1 protein-coding gene and 2 pseudogenes are annotated in these 2,005 nt (G+C 39.2%); all 3 read left to right on the top strand.

What is annotated here, in order from left to right; genetic code table 11:
• Positions 1–413 (top strand): annotated as a pseudogene (locus ACFVZH_RS40245) (hypothetical protein); the annotation flags it as partial.
• Between the two features lie 684 nt (positions 414–1,097).
• A complete protein-coding gene (locus ACFVZH_RS40240; RefSeq protein WP_375839303.1) occupies positions 1,098–1,271 on the top strand; it encodes a hypothetical protein in 174 nt (57 codons plus the stop codon).
• A gap of 90 nt (positions 1,272–1,361) precedes the next feature.
• Positions 1,362–2,005 (top strand): annotated as a pseudogene (locus ACFVZH_RS40235) (hypothetical protein); the annotation flags it as partial.

Raw genomic sequence — 2,005 nt, 5'->3', positions numbered from 1 at the left:
CTGTTCTCGCCGGGCCTGCGGACCGGGGTCTTGCGGGCCCGCTCGGCCATGAAGGCAACATAGGAGCCTATTTGAGCGCTTATTTGACTGATATAGACCTAGAAGATGTCCAAGACAGGGAAACAGCCTTAAAAGTGGCTTCAGAGGGCTGTGAGGTGCAAACAAAGATCGTAGAAGGTCGGGAAAAGAAATTTTTAAAAGGCGGACGGCTGCACATGTATCCTTCCGGAATGAATATGTATCGAAAATCAAAAGGGATTGTTAAGCCGGAACGGGAAGAAATGAAGTTCGGAGACATAAAAAAAGTAGTGGGTTCGGCAAAACCACACTACGAGAAAAGTTATCATGTCGAAAATGACAATTTTGAAAACACAATTTCGTTTCTCCAGTATAACACAAAACGTGATTTTTGAAGCAAAACGGTTCCTCTTTATGGAGCCGTTTTTTTTATTTCCCGAAGGGTTATTTGTCAGAATGACAAACCGATTTCGAGCCGGCGAGAACCCATTGTCACACCACGATTTAGGGGGTGTGTATAAATGGGCACTCTCTGTGAAATTTGAAGCTTTGAAATTCCGAATGGCGCACTTATACACTCTGTCGAGTGAGTGCTAAAATGCTGAAGCATTTCCGTCAAGCGTGTGGAGGAATCTTGTAGAGAGATATAGCATAGATACCCGTATCTCTAGAGATATTTTGGTATATCCCTGCTATATCTATGGGGTATCTATGCTATATCTTTGGCTTCAAAAACGGCACCTGTTCTAAGAGCATAGAAACTCAACAGGCACAGCCTGTTTGACACCCTTTTTTTTAGGGTGGCACCGAGTTTCCTTATGCTCTTTTTCTCTGAAGCTAAACCTGTTTTATATGTCGTAGTCTTTTTATTGGGAGTGACCCCTTGCTGTACAATTTCCGGAGGTGCCGATAAGGGACGAATTTTCCCTTGTCGGTTGCCTTTGGGGATTGTAAGGGGTGGAGGCTCGGAATCAAAAGGAAACGAAATATCATTCCGAGTGTGCTTCTTTTTTCTGTTCTTGAATTCTATTATTTCCAATGTTAGAATTATGTTAACAACTTGTTAGGAGTGTGTTTGGATGGAAGAGAAAAAACAAATTGGACCTCGAATTACTGTTGAAACATTTAAAAAGCTAGAGTTATTAGCCGAACATTTTACAAAACACAATGAATTTGGAAGAGTTTCAAAAGATGCTGTAATTGAGTTTGCTATTAAGGAATTGTATAGGGACTATTTGGGAAAAGGACGCTAATTTTTGTTGAAAAACTGACTTCGGATTTGGGGTTCTTTATTATTAACTTGATTTTAATTAAACATTACAGGAAAAATTGAGGGGAAATGGATGGATAAACGCAATGGTGACGCGGTTTTCATAGCTCCAAATGATGTTGTAAAAGTGACCACTATGAATCACGTCATTGAAGTTCAGCATATGGAGAAGATGAACCGGAAAAATAATATCAAAAAATTGGACAAGGATAGGTTTGTAGACCTCTCTACTGGGGAGATCCGGGAGTTCGAGCATTCGGAAAATCGGCAGGAAAATTATAATTCTTTGAGACAAACCTTTAAGAAGCTGCGTTATTTGATAAATAACAATTTTATAGGACGGCCAAATGAATTACATATAACTTTGACATACAAGAAAAATATGACGGACACGAAAAAACTTTATAGTGATTTTCAAAATTTTATCGACAGGTTGCGTTATAAATACAAGAAAGAAAGTTCGATAGATTATTTATCGGTGGTAGAGCCACAAGGACGTGGAGCCTGGCATTGTCATGTTTTAATGCGCTTTAATGATTTGGATAAGATTTATATTAAAAATGCTGAATTAAGGAGTCTATGGGGTTTAGGATTTGTAACAATCAAGTCATTAAAGGATATAGACAACATAGGAGCCTATTTGAGCGCTTATTTGACTGATATAGACCTAGAAGATGTCCAAGACAGGGAAACAGCCTTAAAAGTGGCTTCAGAGGG

The organism is Streptomyces sp. NPDC059534, assembly GCF_042743475.1.
Lineage (GTDB): Bacteria > Actinomycetota > Actinomycetes > Streptomycetales > Streptomycetaceae > Streptomyces.
This window is presented reverse-complemented; position numbering and strand designations above follow the sequence as displayed.